Origin of the sequence: Mesorhizobium sp. M2A.F.Ca.ET.043.02.1.1 (assembly GCF_003952405.1) — a bacterium.
Taxonomy (GTDB): domain Bacteria; phylum Pseudomonadota; class Alphaproteobacteria; order Rhizobiales; family Rhizobiaceae; genus Mesorhizobium.
Map to the genome: position 1 here is coordinate 790,417 of NZ_CP034445.1, position 17,974 is coordinate 808,390.

18 protein-coding genes, 1 other RNA gene and 1 pseudogene are annotated in these 17,974 nt (G+C 64.3%); 11 read left to right on the forward strand and 9 right to left on the reverse strand.

The window, feature by feature from the left end; all coding sequences use genetic code 11:
* Positions 1–64: 64 nt before the first annotated feature.
* From modC to modA, 3 genes are read right to left on the reverse strand one after another with little or no spacing between them, the layout of a single operon-like run.
* Positions 65–1,177, reverse strand: a complete 1,113-nt coding sequence (modC, locus tag EJ068_RS03760) for a molybdenum ABC transporter ATP-binding protein (protein WP_127252911.1) — start codon at positions 1,175–1,177, stop codon at positions 65–67.
* The gene (modB, locus tag EJ068_RS03765) at positions 1,174–1,878 is read right to left on the reverse strand and encodes a molybdate ABC transporter permease subunit (RefSeq protein WP_127252910.1); all 705 of its coding nucleotides are present in this window, start codon (positions 1,876–1,878) and stop codon (positions 1,174–1,176) included. The genes modC and modB overlap by 4 nt, the downstream gene beginning before the upstream one ends.
* A gap of 22 nt (positions 1,879–1,900) precedes the next feature.
* On the reverse strand, positions 1,901–2,695 hold the full coding sequence (gene modA / locus EJ068_RS03770) for a molybdate ABC transporter substrate-binding protein (RefSeq protein ID WP_128314809.1): 795 nt from the start codon (positions 2,693–2,695) through the stop codon (positions 1,901–1,903).
* 161 nt (positions 2,696–2,856) lie between these two features.
* Here modA and EJ068_RS03775 point away from each other — a divergent pair, with 161 nt between their 5' ends.
* Positions 2,857–3,024: a TOBE domain-containing protein gene (locus EJ068_RS03775; RefSeq protein WP_127252908.1), complete on the forward strand. Its 168-nt coding sequence runs from the start codon at positions 2,857–2,859 to the stop codon at positions 3,022–3,024.
* 47 nt (positions 3,025–3,071) lie between these two features.
* Here EJ068_RS03775 and EJ068_RS03780 read toward each other — a convergent pair whose 3' ends face one another.
* Positions 3,072–3,866, reverse strand: a complete 795-nt coding sequence (locus tag EJ068_RS03780) for a thymidylate synthase (RefSeq protein WP_127252907.1) — start codon at positions 3,864–3,866, stop codon at positions 3,072–3,074.
* Positions 3,867–4,008: 142 nt separating this feature from the next.
* Positions 4,009–4,320 carry a DUF2853 family protein gene (locus tag EJ068_RS03785; RefSeq protein WP_042644091.1) on the reverse strand — a complete coding sequence of 104 codons (312 nt, stop codon included), beginning with the start codon at positions 4,318–4,320 and terminating at the stop codon, positions 4,009–4,011.
* Between the two features lie 168 nt (positions 4,321–4,488).
* Between EJ068_RS03785 and ssrA the strand changes: the two genes are divergently transcribed.
* Together ssrA and EJ068_RS03795 are read left to right on the forward strand one after the other, a co-directional pair.
* Positions 4,489–4,849, forward strand: a transfer-messenger RNA (tmRNA) gene (ssrA, locus tag EJ068_RS03790).
* Positions 4,850–4,948: 99 nt separating this feature from the next.
* A complete protein-coding gene (locus EJ068_RS03795; protein WP_127252906.1) occupies positions 4,949–5,506 on the forward strand; it encodes an AAA family ATPase in 558 nt (185 codons plus the stop codon).
* A gap of 44 nt (positions 5,507–5,550) precedes the next feature.
* On the opposite strand, the pseudogene EJ068_RS03800 reads toward EJ068_RS03795, so the two are convergent.
* A pseudogene (locus tag EJ068_RS03800) lies at positions 5,551–6,703 on the reverse strand (multidrug effflux MFS transporter).
* A 208-nt stretch (positions 6,704–6,911) separates the two neighbouring features.
* On the opposite strand from EJ068_RS03800, the gene EJ068_RS03805 reads away from it, so the two are divergent.
* The 4 genes from EJ068_RS03805 (at position 6,912) to EJ068_RS03820 (ending at position 8,685) form a co-directional block, all read left to right on the forward strand.
* Complete coding sequence (locus tag EJ068_RS03805; protein ID WP_128314811.1) at positions 6,912–7,595, forward strand: TetR/AcrR family transcriptional regulator; 684 nt, start codon at positions 6,912–6,914, stop codon at positions 7,593–7,595.
* Positions 7,596–7,711: 116 nt separating this feature from the next.
* Positions 7,712–8,242: an SspB family protein gene (locus EJ068_RS03810; protein WP_127252903.1), complete on the forward strand. Its 531-nt coding sequence runs from the start codon at positions 7,712–7,714 to the stop codon at positions 8,240–8,242.
* A 9-nt stretch (positions 8,243–8,251) separates the two neighbouring features.
* Complete coding sequence (locus EJ068_RS03815) at positions 8,252–8,449, forward strand: DUF4169 family protein (RefSeq protein WP_042644097.1); 198 nt, start codon at positions 8,252–8,254, stop codon at positions 8,447–8,449.
* An 8-nt stretch (positions 8,450–8,457) separates the two neighbouring features.
* On the forward strand, positions 8,458–8,685 hold the full coding sequence (locus tag EJ068_RS03820; RefSeq protein WP_127252902.1) for a ribbon-helix-helix domain-containing protein: 228 nt from the start codon (positions 8,458–8,460) through the stop codon (positions 8,683–8,685).
* 271 nt (positions 8,686–8,956) lie between these two features.
* Here EJ068_RS03820 and EJ068_RS03825 read toward each other — a convergent pair whose 3' ends face one another.
* On the reverse strand, positions 8,957–12,886 hold the full coding sequence (locus tag EJ068_RS03825; protein WP_127386063.1) for an AsmA family protein: 3,930 nt from the start codon (positions 12,884–12,886) through the stop codon (positions 8,957–8,959).
* Positions 12,887–13,074: 188 nt separating this feature from the next.
* On the opposite strand from EJ068_RS03825, the gene EJ068_RS03830 reads away from it, so the two are divergent.
* Positions 13,075–14,043 carry a Dyp-type peroxidase gene (locus tag EJ068_RS03830; RefSeq protein ID WP_127386223.1) on the forward strand — a complete coding sequence of 323 codons (969 nt, stop codon included), beginning with the start codon at positions 13,075–13,077 and terminating at the stop codon, positions 14,041–14,043.
* A 14-nt stretch (positions 14,044–14,057) separates the two neighbouring features.
* Here EJ068_RS03830 and EJ068_RS03835 read toward each other — a convergent pair whose 3' ends face one another.
* Complete coding sequence (locus EJ068_RS03835; RefSeq protein ID WP_127252668.1) at positions 14,058–15,473, reverse strand: FAD-linked oxidase C-terminal domain-containing protein; 1,416 nt, start codon at positions 15,471–15,473, stop codon at positions 14,058–14,060.
* A 165-nt stretch (positions 15,474–15,638) separates the two neighbouring features.
* On the opposite strand from EJ068_RS03835, the gene EJ068_RS03840 reads away from it, so the two are divergent.
* Together EJ068_RS03840 and EJ068_RS03845 are read left to right on the forward strand one after the other, a co-directional pair.
* Positions 15,639–16,124 carry a thioesterase family protein gene (locus EJ068_RS03840; protein ID WP_127252667.1) on the forward strand — a complete coding sequence of 162 codons (486 nt, stop codon included), beginning with the start codon at positions 15,639–15,641 and terminating at the stop codon, positions 16,122–16,124.
* 145 nt (positions 16,125–16,269) lie between these two features.
* Positions 16,270–16,467: a hypothetical protein gene (locus EJ068_RS03845; protein ID WP_042644109.1), complete on the forward strand. Its 198-nt coding sequence runs from the start codon at positions 16,270–16,272 to the stop codon at positions 16,465–16,467.
* Between the two features lie 11 nt (positions 16,468–16,478).
* Here the strand turns inward: EJ068_RS03845 and EJ068_RS03850 are convergent, their stop codons facing one another.
* Positions 16,479–16,955, reverse strand: coding sequence for an Lrp/AsnC family transcriptional regulator (locus EJ068_RS03850; protein ID WP_129554476.1), 477 nt, complete (start codon positions 16,953–16,955; stop codon positions 16,479–16,481).
* 88 nt (positions 16,956–17,043) lie between these two features.
* Between EJ068_RS03850 and EJ068_RS03855 the strand changes: the two genes are divergently transcribed.
* A complete protein-coding gene (locus EJ068_RS03855) occupies positions 17,044–17,970 on the forward strand; it encodes a DMT family transporter (protein WP_127252665.1) in 927 nt (308 codons plus the stop codon).
* Positions 17,971–17,974 lie beyond the last annotated feature (4 nt).

Below are 17,974 nucleotides of genomic sequence, written 5' to 3' on the forward strand. Positions count from 1 at the left end.
CCAAGATTACCCTCTCCGCCGCCAGATCGCTATTCCAAATCAACATAGCGATCTGGCCCGTTCGTCAACCATCCGCCTCAACCGGCAGCCCCGCCCCGGTCGTCGCGCTGTCGAAGCTCACCGTCTTGATCACCGCGAAGACCTGCTGGCCGAGCGCCAGACGAAGGGTGTGTTTGGACTGTTCGGTGATCCGCGCCAGCACGATCGCGCCATTGCAGTCGATGGCGATTTCCACGGTCGGCCCGATGCCCGGCCTGACAGCGGTGATCGTTCCCGCCAGAATGTTGAGCGCGCTGAGACCTGCCGGCCGCTCGGTCGCGATCATGACGTCGCGGGCGCGGATGCGAATGCGCACCGGAGCGCCCGCTGCCATCGCCAGTTTCGGCACCCGGATTTCGCCGGCCGGTGAGGTCAGCACCGTCATGCCGAATGCCTCGTCGTGGCGCAGAACCTTGGTGTCGAGCACCGCCCCGCCCTCGCCGCGCTCCTCCGCCGGCAACAGGTCGAGCCGTTGCATGATCGCCTCGGTCGGGCCCGCGGCCGCCACCTTGCCTTGCGATAGCACGACCACGTCGCTCGCCAGCCTCGCCACCTCCGCGACGGAATGGCTGACATAGACGATCGGGATTTTGGTCTCGTCGCGCAGCCGTTCGATATAGGGCAGGATTTCGGCCTTGCGCGCCTCGTCGAGCGAGGCGAGCGGCTCGTCCATCAGAAGAAGTTTCGGGCTGGCAAGCAGGGCACGGCCGATCGCGACGCGCTGCTTCTCGCCGCCCGACAGTTTCGCCGGCCGCCGGTCGAGGAGATGACCGATGCCGAGCAGCTCGACCACCGCATCCATCTTGGCGTAGCGCTCGGAAGCCGGCGTGAACCAGCGGCCATAGCGCAGATTGCCGGCGACGCTCATATGCGGGAACAGCCGCGCATCCTGGAACACCATGCCGATCCGCCGCCTGTGCATCGGCACGAAGATCCGCGCTTCAGTATCGGCCAGCACCCGCCCATCGACGGCAATGCGGCCCTTGTCCGGGCGGATCAGCCCCGCGATCAGGTTGATCAGCGTCGACTTGCCCGAGCCGGAAGGCCCGAACAGCGCCGTCAGCCGCCCGGCGCTGTCGAAACGCGCTTCCACGGCGAAGTCGCCCAGGCGATGGCGGATGTCGACCGAGAGCGTCATTCGATGTCCATCCGCCGGCCGACGCGCCGCGCCAGCACCTCCGAGGCGACGAGCGCGACCATCGAGATGACGATCGAGATCAGCGTCAGCCTGAGCGCGCCCTCATCGCCGCCGGGCACCTGTGTGAAGGTGTAGATCGCCGAGGGCAAAGTCTGCGTCTCATTGGGGATGTTGGAGACGAAGGTGATGGTGGCGCCGAATTCGCCCATCGCCTTGGCAAAGGAAAGGATGGCTCCGGCAATCAGGCCGGGCAGGATCAGCGGCAGCGTGATGGTGGCGAACACCCAGAGCGGATTGGCGCCAAGCGTGCCGGCCGCCGCCTCGATTCTGCGGTCGACGGCCTCGATCGACAGCCGGATCGCCCGTACCATCAGCGGAAAGCCCATGACGCCGCAGGCCAGCGCCGCGCCTGTCCAGCGGAATGAAAAGACGATGCCGAAATGCTCGGCCAGAAAGGCGCCGGCCAGCCCGCGCCGGCCGAAGGTGAGCAGGAGCAGATAGCCCGTCACCACCGGCGGCAGGATCAGCGGCAGATGCACCAGCCCGTTGAGCAGGGTCTTGCCCCAGAAACGCCCTCGCGCCAGCAGCAGCGCAAGCAGGATGCCGGGCGGCAGGCTGGCGATCATTGCCACCGTCGCCACCTTGATCGACAGCCGGACCGCATTCCATTCGTCGGGAGTGAGGTCCAACAGCCAGTTCATGTCAGCGTTTGCGCGATCTCTCTTAGTTGCTCGGCGCGAGCACCGTGAAACCCTGCTCCTTGAAGAGTTCGGCAGCCTTGGCCGATTCGACGCATTTCAGGAAGGCAGCCGTATCCTTGTCCTTCGAATCGGCGATCTGGGCAATCGGGTAGATGATCGGCGGATGCGAATCTTCCGGGAAGGTGCCGACGACCTTGACGCCCTTCTCCGCATGCGCGTCGGTGGCGTAGACGATGCCCAGCGCCGCCTCGCCCGTCGACACCAGCTTCAAGGCTGCACGCACATTCTCGGCCTGCGCGACCTTGCCCTCGACGGACGACCAGACGCCCAGCGATTCCAGCGCCGCCTTGCCGTATTTGCCGGCCGGCACGGCCTTGAAATCGCCCATGGCAAGCTTGCCGTCACCGATCCGCTTGGCGAGGTCGAAGCCCTTCTCGACTTTAGTCTCGACCGTGGAATCCTTCGGCGCCACGAGCACGATCTGGTTGCCAAGCAGCTTCACCTCGGTGTCCGGCTTGGTCAGCTTCTTGTCCGAGAGATATTTCATCCAGTCGAGGTCGGCCGACACGAAGACGTCGGCCGGCGCGCCGCCTTCGATCTGCTTGGCCAGGGCGGAGCTTGCCGCGTAGGAAATGGTGGCGGCCTCGCCGACTTCCGGCTCGCAGGCCTTGTTGACCGCATCGAGCGCGTCCTTGAGGCTTGCCGCGGCAAACACGACGACCTTGTCGTCGGCACGTGCCGCCGTCACCGCCGCCATCAGCATTGCCGTGAAACCTCCAATAGCGATCGCCTTCAACCCGAAACCCGTGCCCGTCATGAAGTCTCTCCCTAGTTTCAAAATCCGTACGGCTCGAAGCCTCAGACCGATATATCCGGATGAACATAACAAGGAAAGGCTTTTCGCCTGTCGTGGCATCGTGGGCCGGCATGGTCCCGGTCTACGATAAATCGGAAACAGCGCTGCTCAAGGAGACACGCATGAAGATCAGCGCCCGCAATATCCTGAATGGTAAGGTCACCGAGATCGTCAAGGGAGCGACCACCTCGCATGTCAGGATCGACATCGGCGGCGGCGTAATCGTCACCGCATCGATCACCAATGAGGCGGTCGCCGACCTTGCGCTCGAGAAGGGCAAGCAGGCCTAAGCGGTGATCAAGGCCTCGGATGTCATGGTCGGCATCGACTGAGCGAGTTAAACCGCGATCGGCGCCCTGATATTCGCGTCCGCGAAATAATTCTCGAGGCGGAAATCCTCGAAACGGAAGGCGAACAGGTCCTTCACCTCCGGATTGATCCACATCGTCGGCAGAGCCTTCGGCATGCGCCGCATCTGCTCGCGCGCCTGCTCGAAATGGTTCGAATAAAGATGCGCGTCGCCCAGCGTGTGGACGAAGTCGCCCGGCTTCAGCCCGGTCACCTGCGCCACCATCATGGTGAGCAGGGCATAGGAAGCGATGTTGAACGGCACGCCGAGGAAGATGTCGGCCGAGCGCTGGTAAAGCTGGCAGGAGAGCCTGCCTTCCGAAACATAGAACTGGAACAGGCAGTGGCAGGGCGGCAGCGCCATCGCCTCGACTTCGGCCGGATTCCAGGCCGAGACGATCAGCCGGCGCGAGTTGGGATTCCGGCGTATCTCCTTCAAAAGGCCCGCGATCTGGTCGATCTCCCCGCCATGTCCGTCCGGCCATGAGCGCCACTGCTTGCCATAGACCGGGCCGAGATCGCCGTTCTCGTCGGCCCATTCGTCCCAGATGGTGACACCGTTGTCGTTGAGATATTTGATGTTGGTGTCGCCGGCCAGGAACCACAGAAGCTCGTGGATGATCGACTTCAGATGCAGCTTCTTGGTGGTCGTGACGGGAAAGCCGCGCGAAAGGTCGAAGCGCATCTGGTAGCCGAACACCGAGCGCGTACCGGTTCCGGTACGGTCGCCACGGTCGCTGCCGTTCTCCAGCACATGCTTCAACAGGTCGAGATATTGGCGCATCGGCTCCGCCTCGATTCGGGTTACAGCCAATCATACCCGACCGACACCCGGTCGAACACCGCAAAGCGGCTGCGGATGCGGGTCGCACCCAAAAGCCCACGGTGTCGGCACGGTTTCGTGCCGGCTGCCGTGTGGCCAGGACTCAGAGAGAGCCGAGTTTGCCGAGATCCTTGGCAACCAGGTAGTAGAAGGTCACGCGGCTCTTGGTGTTGTCCGCCTGCATGGCCTTGCAGGTCTTCTCGATCGAGGCATTCGCCTTTGCGGCATCGGCGATGCCGAGCTTCTTGCCGATCCAATTCTCGCGAACGCGATCGAGTTCCTTCGGGTCGGTGCAGGACACCAGCGAGGAATCGCGGTTCCTGAGCGCAATACCCAAATGCTTGACGATCTTATCGACCGCGTCGGCGCTGGCGCCGGCATCGTATTTCTTCACATCCGCAAGATAGTCGGCCATCGAACTTCCCCTCGTCGGCGCCACGAATCCGGTCGATGAGGGTTGTGGCGCGTCGCGCAACCTTTGCGCTAGGTCAGAGACTCCTCACCGGGAGCGAGATTTGATTGAGTGGGCGCGCAAGTCAACCCTTGGCTGCACAGTTTGGCATAACCGGATAGGCGCCGGTTTGGCCTTTATTTTTTCCTCATCGGTCCCTATATTCGCTTCGTCGGCCTGACCGACTATGGCGATAAACAGGCGATGAAATAAGCCGTTCGGACCCGGGGGCGGTACCCGGCGCCTCCACCAAAAACCGCTCTGGCTGACGGAGCGGCTTTTGCTGGGGGCGAAATAGGATCGACGAAGGTGTAAAGATCGTACTTTTGCCCGGCATTGTACCACCGTCATCGGGCTAAACTTATAGTTGCCAACGACAACTATGCGGAAGCTCGTCTCGCTGCTTAATGCGGCGCGAACGCTTCAAATCAAGCCCTAGCGGTTCGCACTTCTAGGCGGGGTTCGGAGGTACCTGGCAACAGAAACCTCCACCTTCCCCTTTTTGCTTCTTCCCAATCAATCGAACGGCCAAGGCTCGTCCGGCGCTTTGATGCGCGGCACGGCCTTGCCGCCCAACATCCATGGATAAGCGATGCAAAACGATTCCGATCGATTCTTCGTGCTGACCGGAGGCCCCGGTTCCGGCAAGACCAGCTTGATCGAAGCGTTGCAGGCCAAGGGTTTCGCGACGACCCCCGAAGCCGGGCGCGGCATCATCCGCGACCAGATGGCCATCGGCGGCCCTGCCCTTCCCTGGCAGGACCGCGGGTTCTTTGCCGAGCTGATGCTGTCGTGGGAACTGCGCTCCTGGCGCGCCGCCCATGCTGAAGCCGGCCCGGTCTTCTTCGACCGCGGCGCGCCCGATACGATCGGCTATCTCAGGCTCTGCGGCCTGCCGGTGCCGAATCATGTCGCCAGCGCTGCGGAAAAATTCCGCTACGCGCGCCGCGTCTTCGTGACGCCGCCCTGGCCGGAGATTTTCACCCAGGACGAGGAGCGCAAGCAGACGCTGGAGGAGGCCGAACGCACATTCCGCTCGGTGACCGGCGTATATGCGGAGCTCGGCCACGAACTGGTGCCTTTACCTCTTGCCTCGGTCGAAGAGCGGGTGCGCTTCGTCATCGATCAAGCGGCTTTGCGACAGATATAAAAAGGCCGGGCAAGCCGGCCTTTTTCGGGTTGTTTCGAGGCGCTTTACTCCGCCGGCGCCTCGACCGCTTCACGCGCGCGGCCGAGCGTCAGCTTGGCCAGCGTGAACGAGATCACCGCGCAGAGCGTAATGCCAGCCACCATCGGCAGCGGCGTGCCGTCGAAGAAGATGCCGGCGACTCCCATCGCCAGCGCGCCGATGGCGAAATGCAGCGTGCCCATCCAGCCGCCCCCGAGGCCGGCCGAGGCCGTGCCGATGAACAGCAGCCAGCGCCGCCATCACGTCGAGCCGGTCGACGCCCGAAGCCATGATCGCGAACAGCGCCACCATGATTGTGGCATAGCCGGTGACCGCCACCCAGACGACGCGCTTCAGCCCGAAGCGGTCGGCGAGCATCCCGGTCAGCTGCGACATGCCGATGAAGGCAACCGCGTTGATCGAGAAGAACACGCTGTAGGCCGACGGCGACAGACCGTAATGGTCGATCAGGATGAAGGACGAACTCGACAGATAGACGAAGAAGCTCGCAATGCCGAAGCCGGCGATCGCCACAAGGCCCAGGAAATTGCGGTCGCCCATCAGGTAGCGGTAGCCGGCAAGCGCCGTCCCGAAGGACGAGCCAGCGCGCTCTTCGACCGGCCGCGTCTCCTTAAGGGAGGTGGCAAGCAGGATGGTAGCCAAGGCAGCCGCGCCCGTGACGGTCCAGAACACGGCGCGCCAGCCGAAACTTTCAATGATCTGGCTGCCGGTCAGCGGCGCCAGGATCGGCGACACCGAGAACACCAGCATCAGAAGCGACATCAGCTTGGCAGCCTCATTGCCCGTGTGCAGGTCGCGCACGATGGCGCGCGGCACCGCCATACCGGCGCTGGCGCCGAGGCCCTGCAGGAAGCGGAAGGCGATCAGCCACTCGATATTCGGCGCCATGGCCGAGCCGACGCCGCCGACCATGAACAGCGCGAGGCCGGCATAAAGCGGCGCCTTGCGGCCGACCATGTCGGAGATCGGCCCGACGACGATCTGACCGAAACCCATCGACAGGAAGAAGATCAGAAGGCTCATCTGCACGGCGGCGGTGCCGGCATGCAGGTCCTGGCCGATCGAAGGCAGCGCGGGAAGATACATATCGATCGCAAACGGGCCGATCGCAGACAACAAGCCGAGCACGACCGCGATGCGGAGGAATTTGGGACTCATGATAAAGGCTCTTTTCGGATCTGGTTGCCGCCGCAATACCGGCGTCTGAATCCAGGACGTTCCATCCCGCGTGGAATCCTACAATCAGAGTGAATTCATTCGCCCTATCAGGCGAACATATTCGTCTCTCCAGCGGGATTTCCCTTCGTTGTGTCCACAAATTTAGACAGGCTTGTCCAATTCGTCAATCACCGCTATATAGATTTCCATGAGGCACGGCGTTTCTCCTGACACTTTCCCGCCACGCAGCCATGAGGCCAAGCGCGTGTCGGTGGTGGATGCAGCCGCTTCCGTCTTCTGCCGCGAAGGCTATGCCGGCGCCAATATCGACCTGATCGCGGCCGAGGCCGGCGTATCGCGGCAGACCGTCTACAACCATCATGGCGACAAGGAAAACCTCTTCGTCGCCGTCGTGCGCGACCTGACGGAGCGCTGCAATGCCGGCATCTTCGCCACCATCGCCAGCTTCCCCGACCAGCCCACCGACATCGAGGCCGACCTGATCGCCTTCGCGGTGCGTATGAACCGCAATTGCATCTGCAACCGCGATGGCCGTTTCCTGCGCAAGCTGATCCAGGCCGAAGGCGAGCGTTATCCGGAACTGTTTGCCGAATGGCGCGAACAAGGCCCTGGCCGCACCTGGTCGGCGCTTGCCGCGCGCTTCGCCCGGCTTGCCTTTGCCGGACATCTTTCGATCGGCGACCCCGACGTCGCGGCGCGTCAGTTCCTGGCCCTCGTCAACGCCGAGCTTCAGATCACGTTCATGCTGGGCGGCACGCCAACCGAGGAAGAGGTGCTGCGCTCCGCCACCAACGGCGTGCGGACCTTCCTCAGCGCCTTTGCCAGGAAGAAGTCGCCAGCCGGCAAACAGGCCGCGCTCGCCCACGCCTGAGCGATCAAATCACTGGCGCCCCTCTTGGCCTCACCGCTTTGCGCCTATATGCGGTTTACGCCGCGCCCAAGCTTCATTACAGCTATGCGGACGATTCAACGGAACCCGACCATCACATGGCCGACGACCATATCCGCTACGACATTCTGGCCCAGGAGGCTCTGCGCGGCGTCATGCGCAAGGTCCTGGCCGAGGTCGCGCGCACCGGCCTTCCGGGCAATCATCATTTCTTCATCACCTTCCTGACCGGCGCGCCGGGGGTGCGCATCTCGTCGCGGTTGCGCGAGCGCTATCCGGAGCAGATGACCATCGTCATCCAGTTTCAGTATTGGGACCTCAAGGTGACGGATGCCGGCTTCGAGGTCGGACTTTCCTTCTCCGACGTTCCGGAAAAGCTCGAGATCCCCTTCTCCGCCGTGCGCGGCTTCTACGATCCGTCGGTCAATTTCGAGCTCGAATTCGACGTCAAGACGGAGAGCGTGGAAGACGAGGCCGCCGCTCCGGCGCCTGAACCGATCGCCGTCGTTCCCGAGAAGAAGCCGGAAACCAAGAAGAAGGCCACCGAGGCCGAGAAGAAGCCGGCGGTCGCCGAGACCGGCGGCAAAGGCGCCGACGTCGTCTCGCTCGACGCCTTCCGCAAGAAGTAGTCCGGCGCCATGGGCGAGGTCGTCAATCTCCGCCAGGCCCGCAAGCAGAAAGCGCGCACCGAGAAGGAACGCCAAGCGAGCGAGAACCGGGCGTTGCACGGCCGCTCGAAGGCGGAGCGCGAGCGCGACCGGCTGACATCGGAGAAGGCCGAGACATTCATGGCCGGCCATCGCCGGGAAAAGCCCGACGACCCCGGCAAGCGCTGAGTCCTGCAATGGCCGCGGTCGAAAAACGCTCGGTAACGATCCGCGGTCACCGCACCAGCTTTTCCCTGGAGCAACCCTTCTACGACGACCTCGTCGCCATCGCCGCGCAGCGTTCGCTGTCGCTCGCGGCCCTGGTCGCCGAGATCGACGAGACGCGCACCCGCGACGCGAACCTGTCGTCGGCGCTGAGGCTCTATGTGCTGGCCTGGGCGAAACGCGGCGGCGCTGCATCCTGAGGGTTGCTTTTAAACCGGATCACCGGGGATTGCTTGAAGCCGCCCCAACAACGATCGCGATGGGCGTTTCGGCCGATCTCCAACGCTTGCCCCCTGCCAACGTTAAAGCATGTCTCCCGAAAGTGGGACCCGGTTTCGGGATAAAGACATGCGCAAAATCAAAAACCTAAAGCGCATGGAGCGAATCTGAAAGATTGCGACGCGCTTTACAGAGCCGACCGGTCAAATCCCTGTGCTGGGGACCAGCTCCGCCGCGCCTGCGGCGGAAAGCTCAACCGCCGTCGAGCGACTTCAACAGATTGTCGATCGTGAACGGATTGGCCTTCGGCTTGGCCGGCGGCGGACTCGAACCGTCATTGACGCCGGGGAGTGACTGGTCCGCCTTTGGCGCCTGCTGAGCCGCCTTGCGTGCTGCTTCCAGCTTCGCCTGCTCCGCCTTCTTGCGATCGGCCTCGGCCTGCGCCTTGGCCGCCTCGTCCGCAGCCCGCTGCTCGGCCTCGGCCTTCGCCTGTTGATCAGCCTTCGCCTTGGCGTCCGCTTCGGCCTGCGCCTTGGCGTCGGCTTCCGCCTTCGCCTTCGCCTCTTCGTCGGCCTTGGCTTTTGCCTCGGCTTCCGCCAGTGCCTGCGCTTCTGCTTCGGCTTTCGCCCTGGCCTCCGCCTCGGCTTTCTGCCGCGCTTCTTCCTCTTGCCGGCGCAACTCCTCGGCCGCCCTGTCGCGCTCCGTCTGCAGCGCCGCGTAATAGCGCGCCTCGCGTCGCAGCCGCTGCTTCTCCAGCAGCGCCGCTTGCATCGCCTCGACCCGCTGCTGCTCCTTCTCCAGCGCGCGCTGCGTCAGGAATTGCGCCAGCGGACCGCTATCGAATTGGGGCGCAGCGCCCCCGACCGGGCCGGCCAGGCTGAAATTGACGGCAGGCTCCGAGCCGACCAAAGCCTCGTCGCCGGGACGATAGGTCAATGTCCCCTTTGCGGTGACGGTGCTGGTGTTGAGATCGGCGGTCACATCGGCGGACAAGCTCGCGCCGGGACTGTCGAGGCTGATCGGCGGCGCCCGCAGCGTCCCGTTGGCGACGGTGAAGGCCACGTCCGTGTCGCCGGCGGCGAAGCTGCCCTCCCCGGCGATCTGCGGCGCGAACTCAGCCGTCTTGGCCGTGTCGATGTCACGTCCGACCGCATCGGCCTTGGCGATGATGGCGGCGAAGCCGTCCGGATTGATGCCGTCCACGTTCAAGCCCTTCAGCGCCGCGGTGCCGGATCCGGACAGAGCGGCGATCATGGCGTCGACCGACTTGCCGCTGGTCGACAGCGCCGCCGAAAGATCACCGCTGCCGCCGATACCGGCACCGGGGAGAACCGCGGAAAGATCGCCGCCGGCCAGCCGCATCTGGCCGGAGAACAGGCCGGTGCCTTCCGTGTTCTTCAGGTCGAACAGACCGGTCAGGTCGCCGCCATAGAGCTTCGCCTTGAGATCGGAGACGTGGATGCCTTCGCGATCGAGCTTCAGCGAGAAGGAAGCGTCATGCGCCGTCGCGAATGGCCCGACGGCCAGCGCCGAGGTGTCGAGATCGAGGTCGGCGTTGAACGGCAGGGTCGATTTCTGACTGAACGGCGTCGTCGGCCAGCCGCCCTTGGCGGGCGCGAAGGACTGGTCGCCGAACAGCGAGACCGCCAGCGGATCGAGATCGAGCTCGTCGAGCGCCAGCGCCCCCGCGAGATGCGGCAGCCCGTCCTTGGCGTCGATGTTGACGTCCCCGGACACCGCCGCCTTGTTGATCGAGCCGGTGAGGCCGCTCAGCACCAGGAGCCCGTTGCCGAAGTCGGCATCGGCGGCAAGCGACGTCGACGTGCCCGTTCCCATGCCGGGCAGGCCTACCCCTGTGGTCATCAGCCACGGCTCGATATCGGTGGCATCGAGATTGACCTTGCCCTTGGCTGTAGGGCCTTGCGCCGTATCGGCGACCGTTCCGTCGAAGCTCGCCCTGAAATCGTCGGCGGTCAGGTTGAAGCTGGTCGCGAGACCGCCGGCGATCGAGCCCTTCGCCGAGACGTCGGTGTTAGCGTGGCCGAGCATGCCGAGCGGCAGCGCCGGCAGGCCGTAAAGCGCTAGCAGCGTGGTGGCGTTGTCGTTGCGGGCGTTGAAGGTGATCGACACCGGCGCCTCGGTGAGCTTGTCTGCGCTTCCCTTGCCGGAAAGCGAAGCCGAGAAGGCCGAGCCGCCGGCATTGCCCTGGGCCGAGAGCGCCAGGCCCGTGGTGCCGTCGCCATTGTCGGCGGCGCTGGTCAAGAGATCGATGCGCGCATCCTGGAACAGTTCGGGATAGGCCGCCGCGCGGCTTGCCAAACCTTTGAGCACGGCATTGTCAGGATAATGCTCGGCCGCGACATCGATCAGCGGCTTGAGGTCCACAGCAACGATGGAGGCGTTGAGCTTGCCGGTCGGGCTTTGCGGAAAATCCTTGACCCGGCCAGTGGCGCTGATCGAGGCGCCGGCCAGGCCGCCGATCGACAGCCGGTCGATCTCGAGCAGGCCCTCGCGCAGCCGCAGCGCCGTGTCGACGGTGTCGGCGCTGAGCCCGACGGCGCTGACCGGACCCGCCTTGATCTGGAAATCGAGATCGCGGTCCGAAAAGCGGTTGGCGCCCTTGTCGCTGATGAAGATCGAGGCGAAGGCGGCGAGCCCATCCAGATCCATCTCGCCGCCAGTCAGGCGCATCAGGACGGAAGGCCTGGCGCCGTCCGGCTGGCTGGAATCGATGCTGCCGGAAAATTTCGCCTTGCCGAGGATCAGTTCGAGATCGCTGAAGGACTGTCGGTTCTCGCTGAGGTCGACTTTGGCCTTGAAGCCTGCCGCGGGCAGCCGGCGGATCGCCTCGTCGACATCCTTCGACAGCCAGGCGGCAAAGCCGGAAGGCTGCCCGACGGCGAGCAGCAACGAGCCGGTGAAGCCGAAATGGTCCTCGACGCTCAACATGCCGTCGGCCTCGAGCGTCGTGCGGCCCGGCAGCGTCGCGGCAAGCGACTTGACTGACCAGCCCCCTTCGACCGGCTCGGCAGACAGCCGCACGTCGCGCACCGTCGTGTCGCCCGCCACCACCGCCGGCAACCGCACCTCGAGCGTGCCCGGTATGGTCGGCTTCGGCATGTGCTGCAGCGTCTGCTCGAAGGCCGCGATGCGCTGGTCGAGCGTGAAGCCTGCCCCGGCGGCTCCGCCGACGGCCTCGTCGAACTGAACCTGCGCGCCGCTGGCCTCGACGGCGAAATGCGGCTTCAGGCCGAGATCGACCGAGGCCTTGCCATCGGCGGTATAGGGATTGTCGAGCGGCCCGGTCTCGAAGCGGAACTCGTCGATATTGAGCTTCTGGTGGTCGAGCGCGAACTTGCCGTTCAGCCGGAAGCCCGGATCGGGCTTGCCGGTGCTGATCTTGACCGGTTCGCCGTCATTGCCGCGCAGTTCGGCCGAGTTCTTGTCCGCACCCGAAATCTTGAACTGGCCGGAATAGACCGCGGCGCCCTTGACGATGCCGGCATTGCCGTCGGCTTCGATGATCAGCGGATAGGCATCTGGATCGGCCTTCAGCCTGAGCCGCATCTGGCCGTCGGCCTCGACCTTGCCGGTCGAAGCCGAGACGTCCGCACGCAGGCCGTCGAAGCGCAGCGTTCCGTCCATGCGCCACGGTCCGGTAAGCGCCTTGGCCGAAATCGTCGAGTTGATCTCGGAGACCAGGTGGCTGCGTCCGCCGGCGGCATGGCGCAACTCGATCTGTCCCTCGGTCACCGTCAGCTTCTCGATGGCGATCTGACCCGGATCGAACGGCGTCGAAGGCCGGATCGCCCAATCGACGGTGCCGTCGCCGGCGACATTAATGATAGCCCTGGGGTGCACCAGCCGCATGTCGAAGATCAGCACCTCGCCGCGCAGGAAGGGGGCAAGCTCCGCATCCATGGAGAAGGTCTCGACCGTCATCGCCGGCTGGCCTTCAGGCCCGCCGGCCACCTCGACATTCGAGAAGGTCACCGAGGGAAACGGCAACAGCCGTGCCGTCGCATCGCCCTTCACCGTCACCTTGCGGCCGAGTATGGCGCTGGCCTCGCGCTCGAAATCGCCCCGATAGCCCGTCCAGTCGATGAAATACGGCACCACCAGCGCCGCGCACAGCACCAGCACGAACAGGCCACCGAAGATCACGAACAGGCGGGCGAGCATCTGTTTCCCGGGTTGAAAGTCAGCCGCACTCTACCCGCATCCGCGTGTCCATAAAGAGGCAATTCAACGTGCGGCAGCCGGGCAACGTCTCCAGTTGCGCGACGGCTGTCGGTCGCGATATCTCTTTTGCGAATCCCTGCCCCTCCGGCCTGGTCCTTGGCCGCCATACCCAACACGGAGCGTCCCCGATGTCAGGCAAGAACTGGGATAGAGTGCCCATCGACGCGCAGAGCGTCGACGCTCCGCTGTCGACAGCCGCGATTTTCCTCATCGTCACGGTCGGCAGCGACCAGGCCGCGCTTTCGACCGCCGCCTCGGTGCTCAGCGAGCTCGACGATCTGGTCAAGAATGTCGGCTTCCGCGACCTGTCGGGCCGGCTGTCCTGCATCGCCGGCGTCGGCGTCGGGCTCTGGAACCGTTTGTCGCCCAACCGGCGGCCGCGCGAGCTGAAACCCTTCGCGCCGATCGAGGGCGCGGCCCATTCGGCGCCCTCGACGCCGGGCGATCTCCTGTTCCACATCCGTGCAGAGCGGCCCGACATGTGCTTCGAACTCGAGCGCATCCTGCTGGACGCCCTTGGCCGCAGCGTGACCGTCGTCGACGAGGTCTCCGGTTTCCGTTATTTCGACGCGCGCGACCTGCTCGGCTTTGTCGACGGCACGGCCAATCCGACCGGCCTCGACCTGCCGGCCTCCGCCTTGGTCGGCGACGAGGACGGCGACTTTGCCGGCGGCAGCTATGTCGTCGTGCAGAAATACCTGCACAACATGGCGGCCTGGAAAGAAACGCCGACGCATGTCCAGGAAGAGATCATCGGCCGCACCAAGATCGACAACATCGAGATTGATGACGACGACAAGCCGCGCAAGTCGCACAAGTCTCTGGCCACGATCGAGGACGACGCCGGCAACGAGTACGACATCTTGCGCGACAACATGCCGTTCGGCCGCCCGGGGCAGAACGAGTTCGGCACCTATTTCATCGGCTACACGCGCTATCTGTGGGTGATCGAAAAGATGCTGCAGCGCATGTATGTCGGGGAGCCGCCCGGCGCCTACGATCGGTTGCTCGACTTCTCCACCCCGCACACCGGCACGACCTTTTTCGCGCCGACGCGGCCCATGCTGCAGAAGCTTGTCGAGGGCGCGGCGGAATAGACCTGGGCGGTGCGTTACCCCGCCGCCGGCAGAATCTTGCCGGGATTCATGATGTTGAGCGGGTCGAGCGCCTGCTTGATCGTGCGCATGACATCGACGCCATGGCCGAGCTCGTGGCGCAGGAAACCGACCTTGCCCTGGCCGATGCCGTGCTCGCCGGTGCAGGTTCCTTCCATGGCGATCGCCCGCATGTTGAGCCTGGCGACGAATTTTTCCGCAAGCGCGATCTCGGCCGGGTTGTCGACATCCATCAGCACGAGCACGTGGAAATTCCCGTCGCCGGCATGGCCGACGATCGGCGCGACGAGGCCCATCTCGGCTATGTCGGCCTCGGTTTCGGTGACGCACTCGGCAAGCCGCGAGATCGGCACGCAGACATCGGTCGACAGGCCCTTGGCACCGGGACGCAGCGTCAGCGACGACCAGTAGGCGTCGTGCCGCGCCTTCCAGAGCTTTGTCCGCTCCTCCGCGACGCTGGTCCACAGGAACGGCCCGCCGCCATTCTCCTCCGCGATCATACCGAACGTCTCGGCCTGTTCGGCCACGCCCGCGTCGCTGCCGTGGAACTCGACGAACAGGCACGGGCTTTCCGGGTAGTCGAGCTTGGAATAGTTCTTCATCGCCCGCATCTGCAGCGCGTTGACCAGCTCGATGCGCGCCACCGGTATGCCCATCTGGATGGTCGCGATCACCGTGTTGCAGGCTGCCTCCAGGCTCGGAAACGGGCACACACCGCCGGAGATCGCCTGCGGAATGCCCTGCAGCCTGAGCGTCAGCGAGGTGATGATGCCGAGCGTGCCTTCCGAGCCGACCAAGAGCCGGGTCAGGTCGTAGCCGGCCGAGCTTTTCTTCGCCCGCTTGCCGGTCGTCACCGTCTCGCCGTCGGCCATGACAGCGGTGAGCGACAGCACGTTCTCGCGCATCGTGCCGTAGCGCACCGCGTTGGTGCCGGAAGCCCTGGTCGCCGCCATGCCGCCCAGCGAAGCATTCGCGCCCGGATCGATGGGGAAGAACAGGCCGGTGTCGCGCAGATGCCTGTTGAGGTCCTCGCGGGTCACGCCGGGCTCGACCGTGCAGTCGAGATCCTGCGGATTGACGGCGAGGATCCGGTTCATGCGCGAGGTGTCGATGGAAATGCCGCCGCCCGGCGCATTGGTGTGGCCCTCGAGCGAGGAGCCGACGCCGAAGGCGATCACCGGCACGCGGTGGGCAGCGCAGGCGCGCACGATCTCCTGCACCTCCTCGGTCGTCTCGACGAAGGCGACGCCGTCCGGCGCCTGGGTCGGGATATAGGTGGTGGTGTGCGCGTGCTGGCCGCGTATCGCCTCGCCGGTCTGGAAGCGCTCGCCGAAGCGCTGCTTGAGGATGCCGAGCACCGCGGCGATGCCTTCCTCGTTGCGTTCGACGGGATTGAGGTCGCTCAAAGCCATGAATTCCTCCGCGAATGGACCAGTGGCCACTCTTGATATGCAGCTATGGATGATGCCTAAAGCAATTCCAGGAAAAGTGTGAAGCGGTTTTCCGTCCGGAATTGCGCCGGAACAAAGAGAACCTCAGCCACCACGCCCTGTCCAGCGACGATCAAGGAAAATCAGATGACTATCCCCGCCCCGTTCATTTCCGACCCGATGGACATCGAGAAGAACTGGATCGACTACAACGGCCATCTCAACATGGCCTATTACAACGTGCTGTTCGACCGCTGTTCGGATGTCGCCTTCGAGATGATGGGCATGGGGCCGAACTACGCAAGGGATCGCCGCCTCACCATCTACACGGCGGAAGTCCATGTCTGCTATGTCCAGGAGCTGCACCTCGACCACAAGGTGAAGGTCTCGTTCCAGCTCATCGACCACGATGAGAAGCGGCTCAGGGCCTATCAGGAAATCCGCCATGTCGACGGCTGGTTGGCCGCGACCTCCGAGCAGCTTGCGCTGCATGTCGACATGGCCGGGCCGCGGGTCGCTCCCTTCCCGGCTGACGTGATGGCGAAGGTCGATGCCATGCGCGCCGCCCATGCAGCGCTGCCGATGCCGGAGCGCGCCGGGCGCTCGATCGGCATCAAGCGCAAGAGCGCTTGAAAACCCGCGCGCCCGCGTTAACCTTACCAAGGTTTTAACGTGAACAAGTCGCTTGAGTCCGTTGAACGACTCAGTGACGCGTTTGAAAACCGCCGTACCGGGTTTGCGCGCGGGCGGCTGGCGGAATGCGGTGCGAGGACAGTGCATGAAAACCGATATCAAGGTCGAGGTGGAGCGCTTGGCGGCCGATCCACGCATCACCGACTATGATTTCTGGCGATCGCTGAAGAACGTCGACAACGAGATCTTCCACATCGCCAACAACAACGAACCCATCCCGTTCGACATGATCCGCTGGCGCGCGATTCTGACCCAGGCGCGAATGCGGCGCGGCCACGCCTGATTCGTCCCCCGTCACTTTTGCCTGATTCCGCGCAGGGGCGAGCGCGGCTCGACCGGTGACGACTGGATGATGGCCGTGTTGGTCATTGCGTAAGGGATGATCCGGTCGATCACCCGCTCGAGCTCGCTCACCGAGCCGACATGTGCCAGCGCGATGAAGCAGTCCTCGCCGGTGACCCGGTCGCATTGCGCGATCTCCGGCAGCTCGCGAATGATATCCGCCATGACGGAAAGCTGTCCCGGGACCGGCCTGATCCTCAGCCAGGCCGACAGTTTCATGCCGAGCGCGGCCGGGTTGATCCTGACCGTATAGGCCTCGATCATACCGTTCTCCTGCAGCTTGCGGATGCGCTCCGCCACGCTCGGCGCCGACAGTCCGACCGCGCGCGCCAGTTCCGCCGTGCTGGTGCGCGCGTCCTTTTCCAGGAGCCGCAGGATCTTCAGGTCCACGGCATCCAGCTCGGCGTCTTCATTTCGAAGGTTTTTCAATTTTTTTGTCTTCCATTGGAAGTCAGAAAATCAAACAGGCCGCTGATCAGAGATGTGAGGCATGCATTTCGCCTGCGATAATGCGCGCATGACCAACCAAACGCAAACTCCAGCTGCAAACCAGGCCGCCGGCAGAACCGACGCCCAGCGCCCTATCGTTGCCCTCGGCGGCGGATTGGCCAACGCGCTGCCGCCGCATGTCTGGTTCTGCGTCAGCGCCGTGTTCCACTATCTCGGACCGGCTTTCGCGGTGCTGCTTTTTGACCAGGTCGGCGTGCTCGGCATGGCCTGGCTGCGCATTGCCACCGCCGCTCTCATCTTCGCTCCTTTGACCAGGCCCTGGCGCGTCTTTGCGCGCGCCGACCGCGCTCAGCGACTGCTTTTGCTGGCCTTCGGCGCCTGTCTGGCGGTGATGAACTGCTCGTTCTATCTGGCGCTCGACCGCCTGCCGATCTCGCTGGTGGCGGCGATCGAATTCGTCGGCACGATCGGGGTCGCGCTGGTCGGCCTGCGCAGCCGGCGCAATTTTGCCGCGCTGGCTGTCGCGGTCATCGGCACCTTGCTGCTTATCGACGTGAAATGGTCGAGCGATCCACTCGGCCTGTTCTGGGCCTTTCTCAACGGCGCTCTGTTCGTCGGCTATATCGTGATCGGCCATCGCGTCGCCCAGGCAGGCCTCGCCATTGCCGGCCTCGGTGCCGCCATGGCGATCGCGTTCCTCGTCGTGTTGCCCATCGGCTTCCGCGAGGCGCTGCCCGCCTTCTCGTCGCCGCAACTGCTTGTCGCTGCGATAGGCGTCGGCCTCTGCTCCTCGGTCATCCCTTATATCTGCGATCAGCTCGCCATGGCGAGGCTGCCGCGCGCGAGCTTCGCGCTGATGCTCTCGCTCCTGCCGCTCACGGCAACGCTGATCGGAATCGTCGTGCTGCGCCAGGTGCCGAGCGTCATCGACTGCATCGGCCTTGCGCTGGTCATCGCGGGCGTTGCCATGCATAAGCCGGCAGCAAATACCTGAACTG

Coding starts and splice junctions, on each gene's coding strand:
- modC (WP_127252911.1), bottom strand. CDS start 1,177: ATGACGCTCTCGGTCGACATCCGCCATCGCCTGGGCGACTTCGCCGTG.
- modB (WP_127252910.1), bottom strand. CDS start 1,878: ATGAACTGGCTGTTGGACCTCACTCCCGACGAATGGAATGCGGTCCGG.
- modA (WP_128314809.1), bottom strand. CDS start 2,695: ATGACGGGCACGGGTTTCGGGTTGAAGGCGATCGCTATTGGAGGTTTC.
- EJ068_RS03775 (WP_127252908.1), top strand. CDS start 2,857: ATGAAGATCAGCGCCCGCAATATCCTGAATGGTAAGGTCACCGAGATC.
- EJ068_RS03780 (WP_127252907.1), bottom strand. CDS start 3,866: ATGCGCCAATATCTCGACCTGTTGAAGCATGTGCTGGAGAACGGCAGC.
- EJ068_RS03785 (WP_042644091.1), bottom strand. CDS start 4,320: ATGGCCGACTATCTTGCGGATGTGAAGAAATACGATGCCGGCGCCAGC.
- EJ068_RS03795 (WP_127252906.1), top strand. CDS start 4,949: ATGCAAAACGATTCCGATCGATTCTTCGTGCTGACCGGAGGCCCCGGT.
- EJ068_RS03805 (WP_128314811.1), top strand. CDS start 6,912: ATGAGGCACGGCGTTTCTCCTGACACTTTCCCGCCACGCAGCCATGAG.
- EJ068_RS03810 (WP_127252903.1), top strand. CDS start 7,712: ATGGCCGACGACCATATCCGCTACGACATTCTGGCCCAGGAGGCTCTG.
- EJ068_RS03815 (WP_042644097.1), top strand. CDS start 8,252: ATGGGCGAGGTCGTCAATCTCCGCCAGGCCCGCAAGCAGAAAGCGCGC.
- EJ068_RS03820 (WP_127252902.1), top strand. CDS start 8,458: ATGGCCGCGGTCGAAAAACGCTCGGTAACGATCCGCGGTCACCGCACC.
- EJ068_RS03825 (WP_127386063.1), bottom strand. CDS start 12,886: ATGCTCGCCCGCCTGTTCGTGATCTTCGGTGGCCTGTTCGTGCTGGTG.
- EJ068_RS03830 (WP_127386223.1), top strand. CDS start 13,075: ATGTCAGGCAAGAACTGGGATAGAGTGCCCATCGACGCGCAGAGCGTC.
- EJ068_RS03835 (WP_127252668.1), bottom strand. CDS start 15,473: ATGGCTTTGAGCGACCTCAATCCCGTCGAACGCAACGAGGAAGGCATC.
- EJ068_RS03840 (WP_127252667.1), top strand. CDS start 15,639: ATGACTATCCCCGCCCCGTTCATTTCCGACCCGATGGACATCGAGAAG.
- EJ068_RS03845 (WP_042644109.1), top strand. CDS start 16,270: ATGAAAACCGATATCAAGGTCGAGGTGGAGCGCTTGGCGGCCGATCCA.
- EJ068_RS03855 (WP_127252665.1), top strand. CDS start 17,044: ATGACCAACCAAACGCAAACTCCAGCTGCAAACCAGGCCGCCGGCAGA.